Below are 15,783 nucleotides of genomic sequence, written 5' to 3'. Positions count from 1 at the left end.
ACCACTAATGCGCGACGCGCAGTTGGGCGGTGCGGAAGGCCGGGCCCCGTTTCACCCGGTCCGGCACCAAGACCGGAGGCGGACGATCGGGAAGCCCCAAATGCAAAAACCCCGCCTTTCGGCGGGGCTCGTTCTCGCGCTGGGCCTGTCAGTCAGACAGCTGCGGAACCGGCCACGCCAAAGCGGCATGCCACGCATAAAAGCCCATAAAGCCGTAGGAGGTCGGAACCGCGGCCCGCGATAGCGGGGCGATCAAGGATGTCCGGATGTGCCGAGTGCGCAACATGGATATCGTCCGACGGGCGCTTCCGCAAAACTGCCGAAGCAAAGTTGACGGACAAGAACCATTGCGGGCCGATCACGTCAAGCAAAATCGCGTAGAGTCCGACCAAGGGAGCGTCAGATCAGCGCCAGTTCCCTCAGCGCCCGGCGCATGCCCTCGGGAATATCGCCGTCGATTTCCGACTGCCGGATGTCGGCGGGCGCCTCCTTGTCGACGAGGTAGCGCCAGCCCTGGAAGGCGCGACAGGGCTTGTACTCGGTGCGATGCAGCTCCGGATCGAGCACGATGCCGCAACGCTCGATGCCATCGCCGCCCCGTATGGGACGAAGATCGAGGATGCGCTGTCGAACCTGAACGATGCCCTTGATCACCCAGTAAAGCGAGCCACCATCGAGGATTTCATCCACCCGTTTCGGAAACATGCGGGTGACATGAATGCGCTCGTAGGCTTCACCGCGAGCGGCGTGGATCAGCACTTCCTCGCGATACCACTGGTCGAGTTCCTCGACCGTCTCGACGCCGACGCAAAGCTTGATGATGTGAAGCGGCATTCCTGACTTCCAAAACGCGGTATCCGTTCCGCCTATCATGGTTCTCCATCTCGGGCGATACAAGTGATCGCGAGCGAGGCGACCTCATGCGGGCGACCGATGTCCGAAAGGTCCGGGGCGCGCGAGGTCAACGAAGGCCGCCGCCGCCCTGCCGAAATAGCGCTCTCGGTGCCGGAGGGCATGAAAACTGCGGCCGGGCAGCGGCGTTTCCACCTGTGCCAGCGTTCCGGCTGTGAGCGCGGCGCCGACGACCATGTGCGAGAGAACCGTGACACCACCGCCCGCCTCGACGGCGACGCGAACGGTCTCGTTCGACGGCAATTCCAGCGCCACGTCGACCTCATCCGCCGACAGGCCATAGTGGGCGAGCGTCTCTTCCAAGGCGACGCGGGTACCCGATCCCTTCTCGCGCAGCACCCATCGGGCCGCCCTGAGGCGATCGCTCATGCTGCCGACAGTGGCGAGCCAGGGATCGTCAGGCGCCGCCACCAGAACGAGTTCGTCCTCGAACAGCCTGTCGACGGCGAGACTTGGCTCGTCCACCGGTCCCTCGACGAACCCGAGGAGCGCGGCGCCATCACGCAATCGCCCGGCGACGAACTCCGTATTGCCGAGCTCCAACGTCACCCTGATGCCCGGATAGCTCGCCCTGAAAGCCTGGATCACGCGGGGAAGCCAGTAGGTGCCAATGGTCTGGCTGGCAGCGATCGCCAACTCGCCCCGTCGATAATCGGCGAGGTCGGACAGCACCGCTTCGCCATCGGTGGCGCGGATCAGGATCGCCCTCGCCTCTTCCAGGAAGGTGCGTCCGGCGTCGGTCAACGCGATACGACGGCCGATGCGGTCGAACAGCTTGATCGCATAACGCCCCTCCAGCGCGGTGATGGCCGCGCTGACGGCCGACTGCGTCAGATGAAGATCGTGCGCGGCCTGGGTGACGTGTTCGCGCTCGGCGACGGCAACGAAGATGCGAAGCTGTTCGAGGGTCATGGAGGGCCGCGTTCGGAAGGGTCAGGTCAGCCTTATCAAGATCAGGCTCAGGCTGGCAATGAAAACACTGGCAATGGCGCCGGTCAGGGCTGGCTTCAGACCCTTTGCCTTCAGTTTGACAATGCTGGTCTCAAGCCCCATGGCGGCGAGCGCCATGGTCAGGAGAAAGGTGCTGACAACGCTGGTTTCCGCCTTCAGCGCCGGGGGTATGCTGATGACGCTGTTGACGGCGACGAGAGCGATGAAGCCCAGCACGAACAGCGGCAGCGGGGCCTTCGGCCGCTCCGCCCCCGCGTCGCCAAGCGAGGGCAGGAAAGCGGCCATCGCAAAGACCATCGGCGCCATGGTCATGACCCGCGTCAGCTTGGCGACGGTGCCGAAATCGCCGGCCTCGCGGCCGACGGCGAATGTCGCCGCCACGACCTGGGCGATCTCGTGGATCGACGAACCGGCCCAGAGACCATAGTCGCGCGCGCTCAGCCCGATGGCGCCCTGCAGCAGCGGATAGGCGAACATGGCGATGGAGCCGAACACGGTGACGCAGGCGACAGCGTAGGAGACGTCCTCGTCATGAGCATCGACGACGGAGTTGGCCGCCGCGACCGCCGAGGCGCCGCAGATCGACGTTCCCGCCGCGATCAGCCGCGTGAGGCGCGGATCGGCACCGAGGAGCCGTCCAACCGCCAACGTGAAAAGGAAGGTGGAGGCAACGGCTACGAGAATGACGCCGACGCCGCGAAAACCTGTCTCCGCCACCTGCCCGAAGGTCAACTGCACCCCAAGAAGGATGATGGCGAGCCGCAGCAGGCGGCGCATCGAAAAGCCGATACCGGTGGTAAGCGCAGCATGCGTACCGACGGTATTTCGGATCAGGATGCCGAGGGCGATCGCAATGATCATGGGGCTGAAATCATGGATGCCGGGAAGCGTCCTCACCCCATAGGCAACACCGGCGATTGCCGCGCAGGCGGCGATACCGGGCAATGCTCTGACGATGGGTCCTTGCTGGGCGGCGGCGGAAACGGGTTTCGATAACTCGACTGATTGTTGAAACATTTTGCTCTTGCTCGGGCATCCGACGTTATGGACGTCCTATCGCGCAAGAGTTTGACGCAAACCAACGCATTGTCATGCACGAACCGTTCGCTTGAATCGAACGGTTCACGCAAGCTCCCTTGAGAGCGATACACTTTCAGACAGTTTGCGACCCCTTCAGCTGAATCTTCAGCCCCGAACGGATCTAGGTTCGATCCATCGAAACAATCGGATCAGGGGGTAGCCATGAAAGGCTTCTTGATAGGTGTCGCAGTCACGATCCTGGTCATCGCCGCATTCCCCTCGGTCGGCCGATGGGTCACGACGATGCCCTTGAGGACAGCGGCCGTGTTCGGCTACTCGGCGCCCTCGCCGGCATCCTGGCAAGGTTCGGGACGAGGCGGCGGCCGCATGGGCGAAGGCCGCGCGCGCAACATGCCCGCCAGCTACTGGGAGTAGCCGAACTCAGGTCGGTTGCTCCTCGCGATCGCTCTTGCTGCCGGGGCCGAGAATACCAAGGTCGTCTTCGGCCTTGACCCGGGCCAGCCGCGCCTCCGCTTCGTCGGCCTCGCGCTGGCGCGCCCACATGGTGGCGTAAAGGCCGCCCTTGTCGATCAGCTCGGCATGCGAGCCGCGCTCGGCGATGCGCCCCTTTTCCAGCACGATGATCTCGTCGGCATTGACCACCGTCGACAGGCGGTGGGCGATGACCATGGTGGTCCGCCCCTCGGCCACCCGATCGAGCTCGGCCTGGATCTCGCGCTCGGTGTTGGTGTCGAGCGCCGAGGTGGCCTCGTCGAGAATCAGGATCGGCGGCGACTTCAGGATGGTGCGGGCGATAGCGACGCGCTGCTTCTCTCCGCCTGAGAGTTTGAGGCCGCGCTCGCCGACCGGCGTGTCGTAACCGCCCGGCAGTCCTTCGACGAAATGGGCGATGCGGGCCTGCCGCGCCGCCTCCCGCACCTCCTCGGGATCGGCGTCCGGCCGGCCGTAGCGGATGTTGTAGAAAATGGTGTCGTTGAACAGCACGGTATCCTGCGGAACCATGCCGATGGCGGCACGCAGGGATTCCTGCGTTACTTCGCGGACGTCCTGGCCGTCGATGGTGATCCGGCCGGACGTGACGTCGTAGAAGCGGAACAGAAGGCGCGACAGCGTCGACTTGCCGGCACCTGAGGGACCAACCACGGCGACGGTCTTGCCGGCCGGAATTTCGAAGCTGATGCCCTTCAGGATCTGGCGATCGGGGTCATAGGCAAACTGCACGTCTTCGAAACGAACCGAGCCGCCTTGCACCTTCAGCTGGGTGGCGTTGGGCGCGTCGACGATCTCGGCCGGCTCGGCCAGAAGGTCGAACATCTGCTCCAGGTCGGTCACGCCCTGCCGGATCTCGCGATACATGAAGCCGATGAAGTTGAGCGGAATGCCGAGCTGCATCAGAAGTGTATTGAGCAGAACAAAGTCGCCGAGGGTCTGTGTGCCGGCCATGACCTCGTGCGCCGACATCACCATGCAAAACGCGACGCCGACGGTGAAGATCACCGCCTGCCCCATGTTGAGCCAGGACAGCGAGTACCAGGTTTCGTTGGCGGCGACCTCGTAGCGCTCCATGGCCACGTCAAAACGGGCCGCTTCCATCTTTTCGTTGCCGAAGTACTTCACCGTCTCGAAGTTCAGGAGGCTGTCGACCGACTTGGTATTGGCGTCGGTATCGCTGTCGTTCATGCGACGGCGGATGGCGATCCGCTTGTCGGAGTAGCGAATCGAGAACCAGACGTAGAGCCAGATGGTGACGCCGATCACCAGCAGATAGCTGAGGCCGAAGTTCACCACGATCACGATCGCCGACAGACCGAACTCCAGCACCGTCGGCATGGCGTTGAGAATGGTGAAGCGAACGATGGATTCAATGCCCTTGACGCCGCGATCGATGACGCGGGTCAGGCCGCCGGTGCGCCGCTGCAGATGAAAGCGCAGCGACAGGCGGTGCATGTGGGCGAAGGTCAGGTTCGCGAGTCGGCGGACGGCATATTGGCTGACGTTGGAGAACAGCGCATCGCGCAGGTTATTGAAACCGTTCAGCAATATGCGGCCGACGTTGTAGGCCACGACCATGGCTACCGGATAGGTGAGCCACATCAGCGTCGGTTCGGGCACGTTCGCCTTGGGCGCCAGCGCGTCGGTGGCGAAGGCGTAGAGATAGGGAACCAGAACGGTGATCACCTTGGCGAGCACAAGAGCCGCCATGGACAGCACGACACGCATCCTGAGATCGGCGCGTCCGTCGGGCCACATGTAGGGCCAAAGCTGGAACAGGGTGGCCAGCAGCGACTTGTCGCCGCTGATCTTGGCCTGGCCGTCGGCGCGGGGATCGACTGAGCTCATGGTCCACCGGAAACGCGTTGTTCAAAAAACCGCCCGACGCGAACGCGCCGGGCGGCATGCCGTCATTGAGATAGTCTCTTTTTCCACCGCGTACCATGGTTCGAGCGCGCGATGGCGGGAATGTTACTGACCGATCGGCGTCCAGGCGGCGTCGCTCTCCGGGATCACGAACACCTGACCGGGATAGATGAGGTCGGGGTTGCGGATCTGATCGGTGTTCGCCTGATAGATCGTCGAGTAGCGAATTCCCTTTCCATACAAACGCTTGGCAATCATCCAGAGATTGTCGCCACGACGAATGATCAGGGTTGTCGGCTCTGCCGGCCTGGCTTCGCCAGCCGACCCGGCTCCGGCCTGGGCCGTGCCGATGCCCGACGCCAGAGTCGGAGCCGAAAGACCGTCTTCGGCAATCTGGAAGGGAACCTCGGCGCGAGCGATGACTGCACCATCGGCACCGATCTGGTCGATGCGAACGAGATGCTGCCCCGGCGCGAGCTCGACCTTGCCCTGGAAGAGCCAGCGTCCCTTTTCTGCCTTGGTGTCACCGATCGCCTTGTCGTCGACGTAAAGCCGGATGACCGCACCATTCGCAGCCGAGCCGGCGGCGTAGAAGCGATTGCCGTTCTCAAGCTCGACGGCGTCGATGGTGACGGCCGGCGACGAGGTTGCCGCCGGGGGGGCGTCCGGAACCGCAGCAGGCTCGGGCTCGGCCGCAGGCGTGGCAGCGGGCTCGGCGGTCGGCGCAGCCGGCGCCGTCTCCGCAGGCGTTTCGGAGGGCGCCGCCGGGCTTTCGGCGGCGGGCGCCACCGGCGTGTCTGTCACGGTGGGTTCGGCCTGCGCGACCGTCGTCTCCGACGGCTTGGCTTCGGCGGCCGGCGTCAGCGCGGGCGTGGCCGCGGCGGCCAGCATGTCGGCCGGCGGAGCCGGAATCTCGACCGTTGCCGACGCGGCAGCCGGTGCCGCTGCGGATTCGGTGGTGATGGCCGCGGCGGGCTGGGCCGTGGTCGCCGGTGTCGTCTCGTTGCCAGCGGTGGCGGTCGCCGTGGCAGTGGCGGACGTCGGGGGTTCGACGGCCGGCGCAGGAGTCGCGACCGGTGCTTCGACGGCAGCGACCTGCTGGGTATCGGCAGCCTCGGCGGGATCAACGCCGGCATCGGCCAGCTTGGCCTGCGCCTCCTCAAGTCCAGGAACCTGCAGAACGGTGGACGGCGACCCAGGCTGGTTCAGAACCACCAGAACGTCGCCATTGCCGCCCTCCGGAACCGACACGGCTACCGACTGCTCGGAAGAGGCAGTCTTGCCGTCCTTGCCGGTCACGCGAACCGACAGATCATGGGCGCCCGGCTTCAGCGGGTCGGCCAGAACGATCGCCCAGGAGCCGGTGTCGTTGGCCTTGCCATCGGCGACCACATCCTTGCCGGAAAGGATCTCCACCTTGGCGTCCGGATCGCTGCGGCCGGCGATCACCGCATCGCCCGTGGGCTCGACGCGGACGAGATCGAAAATCGGCACGACCGTTTCGCCGGCGGGCGTCGCGGCCGAGGCGGCGGCATCGGTCTTGGCCGGCGCCGGCGTCGCAACGACATCGCTCGAGGCGACGGTCTCGGCCGTCGGCGCTGGATGACCGGCGATCTGGACGTTGAGCTGGCGCAGAACGCCATCGAGCGCGCCTGAAAACAGACCGGCCAGAAGAACCGCGATTACGCCGACGGCGCCGATCAGAATAGTGCGAAGTTTCTTGTTCATCACCCGTCCACGCCCCCATCGGCTACGCCGACAAAACCAACCGCATCGACCAACCACCGAATGGCACCCGCCGGTCGATCCGTCCTCCACCGAAAGTCACGACGGATGATCCACCGAGTCGCGACCAATCGAACACAATGAATTGAGTTACCTTCAAGGCGACTCTTGTGCCTCAGCAGCACCAAATCATGGCGCGGTGGATTTTTTCATGCTTTATACTCATATGGTTAGGCTCACAAGTGCGGCAGTTTACAGGTTTGCGAGGCCCATAGAGTACATCAGATTCCATGAGAACCGATGCAAGAAAGCCGCACTTTTGGGCGCGCACCGGTGACCCGGCGACCGGGATTGGCTTTCCGCGGGTGCAGCCGTTCCCTGGACGAGACCAGACGCTTGACGGCTGCGATGCCTCGGTGCGACAAGCAAGACATGATCGAAATCAACAGTATCTGCGTGTTCTGTGGCTCGGCAAACGGCCGCAATCCTGCCTATGTGGCCGCTGCCGAGCGCCTGGGCGCCGACATGGCCGCGCACGGCATCCGCCTTGTCTACGGCGGCGGCAATGTCGGACTGATGGGCGCGACCGCTCGCGCGGTGATGGCTCACGGCGGCAAGGTGACCGGCATCATTCCGGAGTTTCTGGTCAGCCGCGAACGGATGCTCGACGGCGTCGACGAGTTGCATGTGGTTCCCGACATGCACACCCGCAAGCGCATGATGTTCGAGGCGGCCGACGCCTTCGTGACGCTGCCCGGCGGCATCGGCACACTTGAAGAGGTGGTCGAACAGCTCACCTGGGCGCAGCTCGGGCAACACAAGAAGCCGATCGTGCTGGCCGACATCGAAGGCTTCTGGCAGCCGCTGGTCGAGGTGATCGGCCACATGAACCGGGAATCCTTCATCCGCGAAGGCTTCGACGTGCGGTATCATGTGGCACGGAGCGCCGCCGACATTCTGCCCACCGTGCTCGCGGCGGCCGGCAGCAATGGCGAGATCGCCGGAGACGCCGAGACCATCGCCAAGATGTAATCGGCTCAGGCCCCGGCGTGGCCGTTCTTCAGAAGCTTGTAGCTGATCGAGTCGTCGAGCGCCTCGAACGAGGCTTCGACGATGTTCGCCGATACGCCGACCGTCGACCAGCGCCGCCCGGTCGCCCGATCCAGGCTTTCGATGAGCACGCGCGTGACGGCGCCGGTGCCGCCGTTCAGGATGCGCACCTTGTAGTCGACCAGCTCGAGGGCGGCGATTTCGGCCTGGTACTTGCCGATGTCCTTGCGTAGCGCCTGATCGAGGGCGTTGACCGGGCCGTTGCCCTCGGCGACAGACATCAGGATCTCGTCGTCCACCTTCACCTTCACCACCGCCTCGGTGACGACGACGCGCTCGCCCATGGCGTTGATGCGGCTTTCCACCATGGTCCGGTAGGAGATGACGTCGTAGAAGTGCGGCACGCCACCGAGATGACGCAACGCCAGCAACTCGAAGGAGGCGTCCGCTGCCTCGTAGGAATAGCCGCGCGCCTCGCGCTCCTTGAGCTCCGACAGCAAGCCGGTGAGTCGGCGATCTTCCTTGGAATAGACGATGCCGAGCCGATCGAGCTCGGCGAACAGGTTCGAGCGGCCGGCCTGATCGGAGACGAGCAGGCGGCGACGATTGCCGACGCTATCGGGACTGACGTGCTCGTAGGTGCGCGGGTCTTTCAGGATCGCCGACGCGTGAATGCCGGCCTTGGTGGCAAAGGCCGACAGGCCGACATAGGGCGCATGCCGGTTGGGCGCCCGGTTGATGATCTCGTCGAAGGCCCGCGACACCTGCGTCAATGTCTTCAGCTGTTCGACGGAGACACCCGTGTCGAAGCGGCTTGCAAACTCGTCCTTCAGGACCAGCGTCGGCAGGATGGTGGTGAGGTTGGCATTGCCGCAACGTTCGCCGATACCGTTCAGCGTTCCCTGCACCTGGCGCACGCCGGCGCGAATGGCGGCGAGCGAGTTGGCCACGGCCTGCCCGGTGTCGTCGTGGGCATGGATGCCCAGGCGATCGCCCGGAACCACCTTCGTGACGGCTGTGACGATCTCTGCCACCTCGTAGGGCATGGAACCGCCGTTGGTGTCGCAGAGCACGATCCAGCGAGCACCCGCCTCGAAGGCCGTTTTGGCGCAGGCAAGCGCATAGTCGGGGTTGGCCTTGTAGCCGTCGAAGAAATGCTCGCAGTCGACGATCGCCTCGCGGCCCGCCTTCACGGCGGCCTCGACGGACTGGCGGATGCAGTCGAGGTTGTCCTCCGGCGTCGTCTTCAGGGCGACATCGACGTGATAGTCCCAGGACTTGGCGACGAAGGTCACCGCATCGACCGGTGCGGCCAGAAGCGCGGCCACGCCAGGGTCATTGGAAAGCGACACCCCAGGGCGCTTGGTCATGCCGAAGGCGGCAAAACGCGCCTTCGTCACCCGCTTCTCGGCGAAAAAGGCGTCATCGGTCGGGTTGGCGCCGGGATAGCCGCCCTCAATGTAGGACAGGCCCAGTTCCTCGATAAGGCGCGCGACGATGATCTTCTCCTCGACCGAGAAGTCGATGCCCGAGGTCTGGGCTCCGTCGCGCAGCGTCGTATCGTAAAGATAAAGGCGGGCCTTGTCCGTCATGGTCGCGCACTCGTTTTGAAGTGCGGCGAGCGAAGGGAGCCCGCCGCTTGGATGTTTTACCCTATTCACCCCTCTCTCCAACTCTCCCCCACAAGGGGGGAGAGGGCTCGTCGAGCCGAATGGAGACTGCCTGTTGGCCGGATAGGTTCTGTACTGAACCAATCGGCGCTCTCTCCCCCCTTGTGGGGGAGAGTTGGAGAGAGGGGTATTCAATCCTCGATCTATCAGTTCCTTACCCGGCAAAGCGGTCGGTGGCCGAAATCAGTTCATGCAGCAGGCCCGGCTCGACCAGCGAGTGCCCTGCCCCTTCGACAATGCGAAGGTCCGCTTCCGGCCAGGCCTTGTGGAGGTCCCAGGCATTCTGCAGCGGGGTACACATGTCATACCGCCCGTGGACGATGACACCCGGAATCCCCTTCAGCTTGCCGGCGTCCTCGAACAGCTGGCCGGGCCGCATCCAGCCCTCGTGGACGAAGTAGTGGTTCTCGATGCGGGCGAAGGCCAGCGCAAACTCGTCGTCGACAAAGCCGGAGGTGACGTCCTCGTTTGGGAAAAGCGTCAGCGTCGAGCCCTCCCAAAGCGACCAGATGCGGGCGGCGGCGAGCCGGGTCGCCCGATCCTCGGAAATCAGCCGGCGACGGTAGGCGGCGATCAGATCGTGGCGTTCGTCTTCCGGAATGTGCTCGCGGAACGGCTCGAACTTCTCGGGGTGGATCAGCGAAGCACCATACTGGTAGAACCACCTGAGCTCGAAGTCGCGCAGGCCGAAGATGCCGCGCAGCACCAGTTCGGTGACGCGCTCGGGATGCGTCTCGGCATAGGCGAGCGCCAGCGTCGAGCCCCAGGAGCCGCCGAACACCTGCCACTTGTCGACGCCGATCATCTTCCGGAGGCGCTCGATATCCTCGACGAGATGCCAGGTGGTGTTGGCTTCCAGCGAGGCATGCGGCGTCGACCGACCGCAGCCGCGCTGATCGAACAGGATGACATCGTACTTGGACGGATCAAAGCAGCGCCGCTGATTGGCCGAACAACCGCCGCCTGGACCTCCGTGCAGAAAGACGGCCGGCTTGCCACCCTTGCGGCCGACACGTTCCCAATAAACCTGGTGACCGTCGCCCACATCGAGCATGCCGGTCTCAAAGGGTTCGATCTCAGGGTAGTAGCTGCGCAGTTCGGTCATCATTCAGGCTTTCGGCAGCGGCCAGGCAACAGTGTCGTGGTCGGGATGCTGGTTGGAAACGACGTCGGCGACAAACTCGGCGCCTTCGAAACCTTCGTCGGTACGAACCCGCTTCAAAGAAGCGAGGCCTCCGGTGAAGGGAAGCTCGGCCTCGACGCCATATTGGACGGTCGGCGGCAGAGCCGAGGGATCGTCGAAGGCGCCGCCGGCGATCGACGGCTCATAGCCGTCGGCCTCGTAGGTCAGCGGCGTGCCGCAGTCGGCGCAGAAGGCGCGCGAGACGTGGTTGGACGAGCGATAGAGCTTGCGTTCGCCACGCGTCCAACTGACACCCCCCACCTCGAAGGCAACGAAGGGTGCGAAGTAGTTGCCGACGGCTTTCTGGCACATGCGGCAATGGCAGATCGATACCGACGTGACCTTGCCGGCATCGCAGGAGAAGCGGATGGCGCCGCACTGGCAACCGCCGGTCAGTATGGTCATGGCGTTTCCTCCCGATGCGTTGGAAGCCTACCTCTTGACGTCCCAACTGGTTTCGATCTCGCCGGTGTCCTTGTTCTTGCTGTCCTTCAGCACCACACCCATGGCGGCGAGCTCGTCGCGAATGCGGTCGCTCTCGGCGAAGTTCTTCGCCTTGCGCGCCTCAAGGCGGGCGGCGATCAGCGCCTTCACCTTGGCTTCGTCAATGTCGGCGGCCGGGCGGCGCGCAGCCCAGTCCGCCGCGCTCTCGCCGAGGAAGCCGAGAAGCCGCAGGGAGGCCGAGAGCGTCGCGGCGTCACCCTTGACGGCGTGCAGCTCGGCAATCGCCTTGGCCGTATTGAGATCGTCGGACAAAGCTTCGATCAGGCCTTCGGAAGGCTGGCCCGGCGGCGCGTCGGCGGCGATCGCGTACCACTCGTCGAGCGTCTTCCAGCCGTCTTCCAGACCCTTGATCGTGAAGTCGATCGGCTGGCGATAGTGCGTCTTCAACATGTTGAAGCGCAAGACCTCGCCCGGCCAGTCGTCCAACAACTCGCGGATGGTGAAGAAGTTGCCGAGCGACTTCGACATCTTCTCGCCCTCGACCTGCAGGAAGCCGTTGTGCATGAAGACGTTGGCCATGACGTCCTTGTGGAAGGCGCAACGCGACTGGGCAACCTCGTTCTCGTGGTGCGGGAAGACCAGATCGACGCCCCCCCCATGGATGTCGAAGGTTTCGCCGAGATGTTTCCAGCTCATGGCCGAGCATTCGATGTGCCAGCCGGGCCGCCCCCTGCCCCACGGGCTGTCCCAGCCGGGCTCGTCGTCCGACGACGGCTTCCACAGGACGAAGTCCATCGGGTCGCGCTTGTAGGGCGCCACTTCGACGCGGGCGCCGGCCATCATGTCGTCGAGCGAGCGGCGCGCCAGCTTGCCGTAGTCGGCCATGGCCGGCACATGGAACAACGCATGCCCCTCGGCGACATAGGCGAAACCACCGGCGATCAGCCGTTCGATGATGGCGATCATCTCGGCGATGTGCTCGGTGGCGCGCGGCGTCACCGTCGGCTTGAGGCAGCCGAGGTCGGTCACGTCCTGTTCGAACTGGGCGTAGGTCTTCTCGGTCAGATCGCGGATCGCCGCCACCGGCGCCATGTCCGGATAGTCACGGGCGGCGCGGGCGTTGATCTTGTCGTCGACGTCGGTGATGTTGCGCACGTAGGTGACGTGCGCCTCGCCGTAGAGGTGGCGCAACAGGCGGAACAGGACGTCGAAGACTATCACCGGCCGGGCATTGCCGATGTGGGCGAAGTCGTAGACCGTCGGGCCGCAGACATACATGCGCACATTGCCAGCATCGATCGGAACGAAATCGTCCTTGCCACGCGTCAGCGTGTTGTAGAGCCTGAGTGCCAAAAGCCCGTCTCCCCTCGACATGGAACGCAAAACAGGTCACCGCCGGGCCGGCCGGGGGAAGCCATCATCCGTTCTGGTCTTCGGAAAGATCGTGACGGGGACGTCCGCGGCCGGCGTGAAGCTCAGCCACAAATAATGCAAGCAGTGATGGTGATGCGCGCGTCCCGGAACATGGCCGTCGATATGCCGTGAAACGCGGTTCGCCGTCAAGGGAAGGCGCGAAAAATCGGCGATGGCAACGGACCGCTGAGGTGAATCCGGCCTATTTCAGCCAGTCGCCGCATTTCAACGCCGGGGAATCGCCCCACGGCATGATCGGCACGCTGGAGGTCGAGTTCTTGGGGCTGCCCTCGATCAGCTTGTCCGAATAGACGATATAGACCAGCACGTTGCGCTTGGCGTCGCAGCCTCGAACGATCTGCATCTTCTTGAAGAACAGCGAACGGCGCTGCTTGTACATGTCGTCGCCCTGCTCGAACTTCTCCTTGAAGCTGATCGGGCCGACCTGCCGGCAAGCAAGGGAGATGTCGGAGGTTTCCTCGGCAAGGCCGAACATGCCCTCGACGCCGCCCTTCTCGGGCAGCGTGAAATGGCAGGCGACGCCCTCCACCAGGGGATCGTCGATGGCGTAGACGGCGAGCTTGTGGTCGGGCGTCAGGAAATGCCAGACCGTCGACCGCTTGAAGATCAGGTCGGGGTCGTCGGACGCCGCCGATGCGACCGAAGGAACGACGGCGGCAAGACCCAGGGCGACAAGACCCAAGAACGACTTCACGACATCACGCATTTTCATGGCATCCCGGCTATCGGCGGCCCGTTTCGGCTCCAACCGTCATGCCGACATATAAGCGCCCGTTGCGACCGGCCAAGGCCCTTCAGCGAAAGACATCCTTGCCGAGGGCAGCTTTGGCAGCGGCTCGAAGCGTGTTTCCCAGCGCGACATATCCGGCTGTCGAGAAATGGAGATTGTCGTCGGCATAGTTGCCGCAGGCGAGCCGGGGCGCAGCAGCTCCGGCCTGTCGCGGCTTTCCAAATTGCCCACAGGTGAAGGCGTCGTCGTCGATCACGACGGCGTGCACGTTGGGCAAGCGGTCGGCGAGCGCTGCAATGGCCCCGTTCACTTCCAGGCGCCGATCGTCGAGGGCGTGGAAATCGGCGCCACGCGGCGGAATGGTCAGCACCAGGACAGGCGTCTGCGGCCAGATGGCCCGGAGCCGTTCGACGACCGTCTCGATGCCGGTCGCAACGGCGCAAGCGGGCGTACCGGCGGCGAGATCGTTGGTGCCGATCAGCAGCGCGACCGCCGAGGGGCGGAGCGGAGAAAGGTCGGTCTTCTCAAACCGCCAGAGCACGTTCGGCACCCGGTCGCCGCCCACCGCGAAGTCGTAGATCGCGGTTGAGGAGAAAGCGGTCGGCAGATCCGTGCGCCAGCCCGCGAACAGCGAGTCGCCAATCAGCACGACGTCGGCCCGTTCGGGACGAGCCGTCTCTACCTTCAAGGTTTCCTTGAGGCTCGCATAGATCATTGTCCGCTGCGGCGTCACGGTCAGGTCGATGGCGAGCGGATCGCACTTCGGCTCGCCCGCAAAAGCTTCGGCTATCGTCAGAAGGCAGAGGATAGCGGACAGGCCAACCCATCGCCTCATCGATCCGCCGGTATCGCGCATGTGACGTTCAGCCTCCGATTGCGGAGGACAGGCGCTCCCTCACCGCTCTCGCACCAATCAACGGCAGAAGCGGAGCCAGTTCGGGCCCATGATCCAGACCGGTCAGCGCCTTGCGCAGAGGAAGGAACAGGTCGCGCCCCTTGCGGCCGGTCCTGGCCTTCAAGGCGGTCGTCCATTCACGGAAGCTGTCGTCTGTCCACGGCTCCGGCGGGAGAACGTCGCGCGCGGCCTCCAGGAAATCGCGGTCGGCGTCCTCAACCACGGGCATCACCGGGCCGGTGATCAGCTTCCACCACTCCGCGGCGTCGGAGAGGCGGGTGCAGTTGCCCTTGACCGCCTGCCAGAACGCCGGATGGGCGGGAATGCCGAGATCGGTCAGGCGCTTCCTGACGGTGGCAAAGTCCAGGCCGTGGACGATGCGGGCGTTCAGCGTCTTGAGTTCGCTCGGATCGAAGCGGGCGGACGATCGAGACACCGAGGCAAGATCGAAGTCGGCGGCGAGCTCGTCGAGGGAGCCCACCTTTTCAACGGCATGCGACGTGCCGACGTTGACCGCAAGCGAGGCCACCGCCTGCGGCTCGTAGCCCTCGGCGCGCAAGGTGCGCAATGAGAGCGACCCCGTCCGCTTGGAAAAGCCCTCGCCGGTCGCGTCGGTCAGCAGGTTGTGATGGGCGAAAATAGGAACGGTGCCGCCCAAGGCCTCGAAGAGGGCCATTTGAACGCCGGTGTTGGTGATGTGATCGCCACCGCGAATGATGTGGGTGACGGACGTGTCGATGTCATCGACCACCGACGTCAGGGTATAGAGATAGGTTCCGTCGGCCCGGATCAGCACGGGGTCGGAGAGAGAGGCGAGATCGACGGTCTCCTCACCACGGCAGAGATCCTGCCAATGCACGACGTGGCGGCTCGGCGACAGCGGATCGCCATCGAAGTTGGGCAGCAGGAAGCGCCAGTGCGGCAGCCGTCCCTCGGCCTCCAGTCGGGCGCGATCGGCGTCGGTCAGCTTTAGAGCGGCTCGATCGTAGATCGGCGGCAAGTGGCGAGCCAGCCGGCGTTTGCGGGCGTACTCGAGCTCCTCGGCCGTCTCATAGCAGGGATAGAGCAAGCCCTTGGCGACCAGATCGGCCTTGGCGGCCTCGTAACGGTCGAGCCGGTCCGACTGGCGGAAGGACGCGTGCGGCCGGATACCGAGCCAGGAGAGATCGGCGGCGATGTTGGCCGCGTACTCCTCGGTCGACCTGATACGGTCGGTATCATCGAAACGCAGGATGAACCGGCCACCGGTCTTCAGCGCGAACAACCAGTTGAACAGCGCCGGTCGGGCGTTGCCGATGTGGATGTTGCCGGTCGGAGACGGCGCAAAACGGACGACGGTGTTCATGATCGTGGTTCTAGCTGAGAGCAGCGGCGAATGTCAGAGGTCTTT

The 15,783-nt window shown here is 64.4% G+C and carries 14 protein-coding genes; 2 read left to right on the top strand and 12 right to left on the bottom strand.

Annotation, left to right across the window (positions count from 1 at the left end; translation table 11 throughout):
- Positions 1-399: 399 nt before the first annotated feature.
- The 3 genes from M4J39_RS00505 to M4J39_RS00495 form a co-directional block, all read right to left on the bottom strand.
- A complete protein-coding gene (locus M4J39_RS00505; protein ID WP_251725598.1) occupies positions 400-834 on the bottom strand; it encodes a DUF1489 family protein in 435 nt (144 codons plus the stop codon).
- Between the two features lie 84 nt (positions 835-918).
- Positions 919-1,824, bottom strand: a complete 906-nt coding sequence (locus M4J39_RS00500; RefSeq protein WP_251725594.1) for a LysR family transcriptional regulator — start codon at positions 1,822-1,824, stop codon at positions 919-921.
- Between the two features lie 21 nt (positions 1,825-1,845).
- Positions 1,846-2,880 carry a YeiH family protein gene (locus tag M4J39_RS00495; protein WP_251725592.1) on the bottom strand — a complete coding sequence of 345 codons (1,035 nt, stop codon included), beginning with the start codon at positions 2,878-2,880 and terminating at the stop codon, positions 1,846-1,848.
- Positions 2,881-3,105: 225 nt separating this feature from the next.
- On the opposite strand from M4J39_RS00495, the gene M4J39_RS00490 reads away from it, so the two are divergent.
- Positions 3,106-3,318 carry a hypothetical protein gene (locus M4J39_RS00490; RefSeq protein WP_251725589.1) on the top strand — a complete coding sequence of 71 codons (213 nt, stop codon included), beginning with the start codon at positions 3,106-3,108 and terminating at the stop codon, positions 3,316-3,318.
- Between the two features lie 6 nt (positions 3,319-3,324).
- On the opposite strand, the gene M4J39_RS00485 is transcribed toward M4J39_RS00490, so the two are convergent.
- Positions 3,325-5,244, bottom strand: coding sequence for an ABC transporter ATP-binding protein/permease (locus M4J39_RS00485; RefSeq protein ID WP_251725586.1), 1,920 nt, complete (start codon positions 5,242-5,244; stop codon positions 3,325-3,327).
- A gap of 123 nt (positions 5,245-5,367) precedes the next feature.
- Positions 5,368-6,990, bottom strand: coding sequence for a LysM peptidoglycan-binding domain-containing protein (locus M4J39_RS00480; protein WP_251725583.1), 1,623 nt, complete (start codon positions 6,988-6,990; stop codon positions 5,368-5,370).
- A gap of 429 nt (positions 6,991-7,419) precedes the next feature.
- On the opposite strand from M4J39_RS00480, the gene M4J39_RS00475 reads away from it, so the two are divergent.
- Positions 7,420-8,019: a TIGR00730 family Rossman fold protein gene (locus M4J39_RS00475; protein WP_251725581.1), complete on the top strand. Its 600-nt coding sequence runs from the start codon at positions 7,420-7,422 to the stop codon at positions 8,017-8,019.
- A gap of 5 nt (positions 8,020-8,024) precedes the next feature.
- On the opposite strand, the gene cimA is transcribed toward M4J39_RS00475, so the two are convergent.
- The 7 genes from cimA to gltX form a co-directional block, all read right to left on the bottom strand.
- Complete coding sequence (gene cimA, locus M4J39_RS00470; RefSeq protein ID WP_251725579.1) at positions 8,025-9,629, bottom strand: citramalate synthase; 1,605 nt, start codon at positions 9,627-9,629, stop codon at positions 8,025-8,027.
- A gap of 232 nt (positions 9,630-9,861) precedes the next feature.
- Positions 9,862-10,815, bottom strand: coding sequence for a prolyl aminopeptidase (pip, locus tag M4J39_RS00465; RefSeq protein WP_251725576.1), 954 nt, complete (start codon positions 10,813-10,815; stop codon positions 9,862-9,864).
- Positions 10,816-11,295 carry a GFA family protein gene (locus tag M4J39_RS00460; RefSeq protein WP_251725573.1) on the bottom strand — a complete coding sequence of 160 codons (480 nt, stop codon included), beginning with the start codon at positions 11,293-11,295 and terminating at the stop codon, positions 10,816-10,818.
- Positions 11,296-11,322: 27 nt separating this feature from the next.
- Entirely contained in the window at positions 11,323-12,687 is a 1,365-nt protein-coding gene (gene cysS / locus M4J39_RS00455; protein ID WP_251725571.1) for a cysteine--tRNA ligase, read from the bottom strand.
- A 262-nt stretch (positions 12,688-12,949) separates the two neighbouring features.
- Positions 12,950-13,474 carry a CreA family protein gene (locus tag M4J39_RS00450; RefSeq protein WP_251725569.1) on the bottom strand — a complete coding sequence of 175 codons (525 nt, stop codon included), beginning with the start codon at positions 13,472-13,474 and terminating at the stop codon, positions 12,950-12,952.
- 88 nt (positions 13,475-13,562) lie between these two features.
- Entirely contained in the window at positions 13,563-14,354 is a 792-nt protein-coding gene (locus tag M4J39_RS00445) for a GDSL-type esterase/lipase family protein (RefSeq protein WP_251725566.1), read from the bottom strand.
- Positions 14,355-14,361: 7 nt separating this feature from the next.
- The gene (gene gltX, locus M4J39_RS00440) at positions 14,362-15,738 is read right to left on the bottom strand and encodes a glutamate--tRNA ligase (RefSeq protein ID WP_251725565.1); all 1,377 of its coding nucleotides are present in this window, start codon (positions 15,736-15,738) and stop codon (positions 14,362-14,364) included.
- Between the last annotated feature and the right edge of the window lie 45 nt (positions 15,739-15,783).

Origin of the sequence: Pleomorphomonas sp. NRK KF1, assembly GCF_023721755.1 — a bacterium.
Classification (GTDB): domain Bacteria; phylum Pseudomonadota; class Alphaproteobacteria; order Rhizobiales; family Pleomorphomonadaceae; genus Pleomorphomonas.
Note: the sequence above shows the minus strand (reverse complement) of the source record. Positions and strands in the feature narration are given on the sequence as shown.